This window comes from Microcystis sp. LEGE 08355 (assembly GCF_015207185.1).
Lineage (GTDB): Bacteria > Cyanobacteriota > Cyanobacteriia > Cyanobacteriales > Microcystaceae > Microcystis > Microcystis panniformis.
In genome coordinates this window covers 1-5,033 of record NZ_JADEXI010000349.1, presented here as the reverse complement: position 1 = coordinate 5,033, position 5,033 = coordinate 1, and the positions used below count along the sequence as shown (strand labels likewise).

Genomic DNA, 5,033 nt, shown 5'->3' with positions numbered 1-5,033 from the left:
GGCTTACCCTGTGCTTTTTTGGACAGCAATGCTTGAAACCCTCGCCACACCTACAGGGTGATCCTAATTAAGACAGGTAAATTAGTCAATTTCACCCACAACGATGATCTTTTTTTTGTGTAGTTTCATTGCAAAGAAAAAGTTTTTTTGACAAAAAGCACAAAGTATGCAGTAGCATTTATGGCAGAGTGGGGGTTGGGGAGGGGGAAGCTGTCTCATCACCCTATCACCCCAAAACCCGACCACCGACGACCGATCAATTAATTTACCGTTTAGCGGCAACAATGGCAAAAACGGTGGTATGGGGATCATCTTTTAAAGTCACCCCTTCTGGCATTTTCAAATCACCCACGAGCAGGGATTGCCCCACACCGATGCCCGAAACATCAAATTCGATCACTTCCGGGATATTATCGGCAATACAGGAGACATTAACTTCGTTGACGAACTGTTCGATTAAACCGCCCTGTTTGGTTCCGATCGCTTCTCCCATGGCTTTAATGGGAACAACTATATCGAGCTTACCGTGGGCAGATACTGAGAAGAAACTGAGGTGATAGAGATTTCTTTTCCAGGGATGAGATTGTACCTCTTGGATCAAAGCTTTTCCCGTCCAGGGCATTTCGGGAACATTCACATCCACCAGGGTATTATTTACCGAGGCCTTTTTAAGTAGGGTTAAGGCCGCTTTTTCTCCCACCACCAGAGAAACCGATTCCGTGCCGTTGTGGCCATAGAGAACCGCCGGGATCAAACCCTGACGACGCAGCGCCCTGGGGTTAATATTCTCCGGTCTTTTTTGACATTCAACGCTAACTTGCATAGTTGACTAATCCTCTTTAGCAATGATTTAAAATTCGTGATTATCCCAAGGTGAGCCATTTTCGTCCAAAAGAGCGCGTTTTGGACCGTGAATGGGGTCTTCAACGATAATAGTTTGGTCGCGACTAGCTCCTAGGGAAATAATAGCGATCGGTACTTCCATGATCGCCCCTAGGAATTTTAGATAATCGAGGGCCTGTTTAGGCAGGTCTTCCAGACTCCGACAATCGCTGGTGGGTTGTTGCCACCCCGGCATCGTTCGGTAAATCGGTTGACAACGGGCGAATTCCACCGCACTGCTGGGCAAATGGCGACAGGTTTTGCCGTCCAATTGGTAGGCAACACAGACTTTGATTTCCTCTAGGGTATCGAGAACATCTAATTTGGTGATCGCTAGACAGTCTAAACCATTGATTCGCACTGCGTAACGACCGATAACCGCATCAAACCAACCGCAGCGACGACGACGGCCGGTGGTAGTACCGAATTCCGCCCCCCGATCGCATAATAACTGCTCGATCTCCCCCTCTAATTCCGTGGGAAATGGACCTTCCCCTACCCTAGTGGTGTAAGCTTTGGCCACACCGATCACTCGATCGATTACCGTTGGACCAATGCCAGAACCCACACAAGCACCACCGGCGATCGGATTGGAGGAGGTAACGTAGGGATAGGTTCCGTGATCGAGGTCGAGTAGGGTGCCTTGGGCCCCTTCAAAAAGAATATTCTTACGCTTGCGGATTGCTTCGTAGATTTTTAGGGAACTATCGACCACATGGGGACGCAGTTTCTCGGCATATTCTAGATATTCCTCGATCACCGTCTTCGCATCTAAAGGCGGTAAGTTATATAACTTTTCTAAAATGACGTTTTTATAATTGATCGTCCATTCTAGTTTTTGCCGCAGATTCTCGGTATTGATCAAGTCGATGACTCGAATACCGATGCGCTCGGATTTGTCGGCATAGGTGGGGCCGATACCCCGTCCCGTGGTGCCGATTTTATATTTACCCCGTTTTTCCTCGGATGCTTGATCGAGCAGCCGATGATAGGGCATAGTGACATGAGCCGTTTGCGAGATATAGAGATTGTCGGTGGTAACATTGAGGGCGTGTAATTGCGCCATCTCTTTGAGTAACACCGAGGGATCTATGACTGTGCCTGAGCCGATTATACATTCCGTATCCGGGTAGAGAATCCCGGAGGGAATTAGATGGAGTTTGAACGTTTGACCCTCGACGACGACGGTATGACCCGCATTTACGCCACCTTGAGAACGCACCACCACATCCGCCGACCGACTCAGCAGATCCGTGATTTTTCCTTTTCCTTCGTCGCCCCATTGGGCACCAATCACTATAACGTTAGCCAAGGGTTTATTGAGTCTAGCTAAAGTTCACACAAACTACCATTATCTACACTGGGTAGACATTTTGTCAAGAGCATTATTGATTTAGTTATGGCTTTATTTCGCCCTTCACCACGTTTATTCAGCCTATTTACCTTTTTCTTGTTGCTCTGCGGTGCGGCAGCGTTCTTTTTCTAGGGGAAACCACGCCGCCAGAAAAACCCTAGTGGCGATCGCTAATGTCTTGGTAGTAAGGCATTACGAAGGAGAATTTCAGCGGTTGTGTCCTGGGGCAGTATTGGGTATCAAGAGTTGACCACAAGCCAAAAAATGCGAACTACCCTAGGCTAGGGGAATTACTTGTCAAAGAAGGGTTGATATGTTAAAGTGTGTTGCAAATATGAAAAAATATAAAAAATATCAACTAACTACTCAACTTCTCTCCTATGGATATAAGTAAATCTGCGAGTAGCTATCGACCTGAGATTGACGGACTCAGAGCTATAGCTGTCTTAGCCGTAATTATTAACCATTTTAACAAAGACCTATTGCCCAGTGGTTATCTAGGTGTAGATATTTTTTTTGTTATTTCTGGTTATGTAATCACTGCATCTCTAGCGAAGCGAACGCAGAAAAACTTTAAGGAATTTATTGGGGGATTCTATGGAAGAAGAGTAAAGCGTCTGATGCCCGCTCTAGTGCTGTGCGTAATTATTAGCAGCATTCTTATTTGCCTATTTGAAGTTTATCCTATAGCCTCTCTCAGAACGGGAATCGGGTCTCTTTTCGGAGTCTCAAATCTTTATCTGCTGAAGCAAGCCACCGACTATTTTGGAGTGTGGGCAGAGAGGAACATTTTTACTCACACTTGGTCTTTAGGCGTTGAGGAGCAGTTTTATCTATTATTTCCCTTTTTAGTTTGGTTAACAGGCTTTACTCAGCAAACCGTCAAAGGAGCGAAAAATCTTTTTTGGTTGATGTGCGTGCTTTCCACTGCTTCCCTAGTCTCTTTCATTCACTTTAACGCAGCCTATCAACCAGGGGCATACTTCCTGATGACTTCTCGTTTTTGGGAGATGGGAGCAGGGAGTCTCCTTTTCCTTTTCCTATACAATCGTAAAAGTTTCCTTCACGATTATCTGAAAAAGTTGCCTGCTGGTATAGCTATATTATGCCTACTAGCCATTATGTTTGTACCGAGTCAATTTATTGTCCTCGTAACAATCGCCTGTGTATTATTAACAGCAATAGCCATTACTTCCCTACGTCCTCAAACCAAGATATTCAACCTACTCACTCAGCCCCAGGTTGTTTTTATTGGTTTAATTTCCTACTCTTTGTATCTCTGGCATTGGGCAGTAATTGTTTTAAGTAAATTGACCGTGGGGATCAATTTATGGACATTCCCTATACAATTACTGTGCATAGTATTAGCTTCTCTTGCTTCTTACTATTGGGTAGAAAAACCCTTCAGACATAAGCAATGGTCTAACTCTCAAGGGAAATCTATAGTATATGGTATAACTGCTTATGCGATGGCAACTGTCCTATTAATCGGACTTCTATCCTCCCCCGCAAGAGCTTTATATACAGGCAGCAAGAATCAGCAAAAGCCAGATAATATCTCCGAGAAAAAATCTGTAATAGTACAGGATAAAAAGCAAGGTAATATAATTCTTATTGGTGATAGTCATGCCAATCATTATAAAGGAATGGTAGAACAGGTGGCTGAGGAGCTTAAAATGAATAGCAAAGTAGTAGCAATTAACGCCACCATATTCCCAACTATCGACTATTCCAGTTCCGTAGGAGGAATGACCTTAGCCAAAAATCAGAACAATAATAAAACCCTAAACAAAAGAGTATATAATCAAATTAATCGCTTAGAACCTCAAGAAAACAATATCATCATTCTATCTTCCTACCTCGCTTATTACTTTGGACAGCTGCGTATTGGCACAAGGAGATACGAGAGAATCAATTATTATCTTGAATCGGGAGTAACAGAAAACCCTCAAGATGCTCTAGTAGAATGGCTGAAGGAGCTTAAGAAGTTTGCTCAAGACAATCAGAATACAAAAATAGTTGTTATGTTGCCAACTCCTGAGATGCCTGATTTATATCCTTTAGACTTGTGTACTCAAGAATGGTTCAGGAGAAAGCCATCGGATAAGTGTTTCGTTAAGATGGATCGGGAAGAACTAACGAAAAAGAATGAGAAATTTACAATCATTCTACGTCGGGAAATTGAGAGCATTCCCAATTTAGTCGCTTTCGATCCCTTTGCCTTACTATGTCCTCAGAGTGAGAAGTATTGTCATGCTGTACAGGATAATCAAAGGCTCTATTCCGATGAGAACCATCTTACCCTCCAGGCTACAGATAAAATTCGAGATAACTTCCTGCAATTTTTGCAACGATTGACTAAGGAAGGCTTTTCTCGTCACAGTACATAGTATCTAGTTGACTTTCTAAGTCTTGAGGAAATGTTAAAGATTACTGGAGGACTGAGGAAACAGTTGACAATAGCAGTAGAAAGCGAGCTACTAATAGCTGACTCTCTCAACAGCTAGGGAAGAAAAGCCTGCCTCTCGGGAGCATCTCATTTATGCAAGTGAGTAATTATACTTATACCTAAAACTGTTTTCTAGCAAGGCTTTCAAAATAGCTTGACATAAAACCTGATTTAGGGGTTACAAAGGTGAGATGCTCCCGTGCCTCTCCTAATATGTAGCCTATACTCAACGGATTTGTGCGAAACGTTTAGGCATGAAATAAGGTTGAAATACCTGAAATAACCGCCTAGTAAGGTCTTCAGTCCCCTGACTGAATCTAATAGGTCAACCCTGACCAACCTTATAAC

3 protein-coding genes are annotated in these 5,033 nt (G+C 43.5%); 1 reads left to right on the top strand and 2 read right to left on the bottom strand.

The window, feature by feature from the left end:
• Positions 1-265: 265 nt before the first annotated feature.
• Both IQ242_RS16560 and IQ242_RS16555 read right to left on the bottom strand, forming a co-directional pair.
• Positions 266-823 carry a 50S ribosomal protein L25/general stress protein Ctc gene (locus tag IQ242_RS16560; RefSeq protein ID WP_193960721.1) on the bottom strand — a complete coding sequence of 186 codons (558 nt, stop codon included), beginning with the start codon at positions 821-823 and terminating at the stop codon, positions 266-268.
• Between the two features lie 27 nt (positions 824-850).
• Positions 851-2,194, bottom strand: a complete 1,344-nt coding sequence (locus tag IQ242_RS16555) for an adenylosuccinate synthase (protein ID WP_193960720.1) — start codon at positions 2,192-2,194, stop codon at positions 851-853.
• 422 nt (positions 2,195-2,616) lie between these two features.
• Here IQ242_RS16555 and IQ242_RS16550 point away from each other — a divergent pair, with 422 nt between their 5' ends.
• Complete coding sequence (locus IQ242_RS16550; RefSeq protein WP_193960719.1) at positions 2,617-4,626, top strand: acyltransferase family protein; 2,010 nt, start codon at positions 2,617-2,619, stop codon at positions 4,624-4,626.
• The last annotated feature ends 407 nt before the right edge of the window (positions 4,627-5,033 follow it).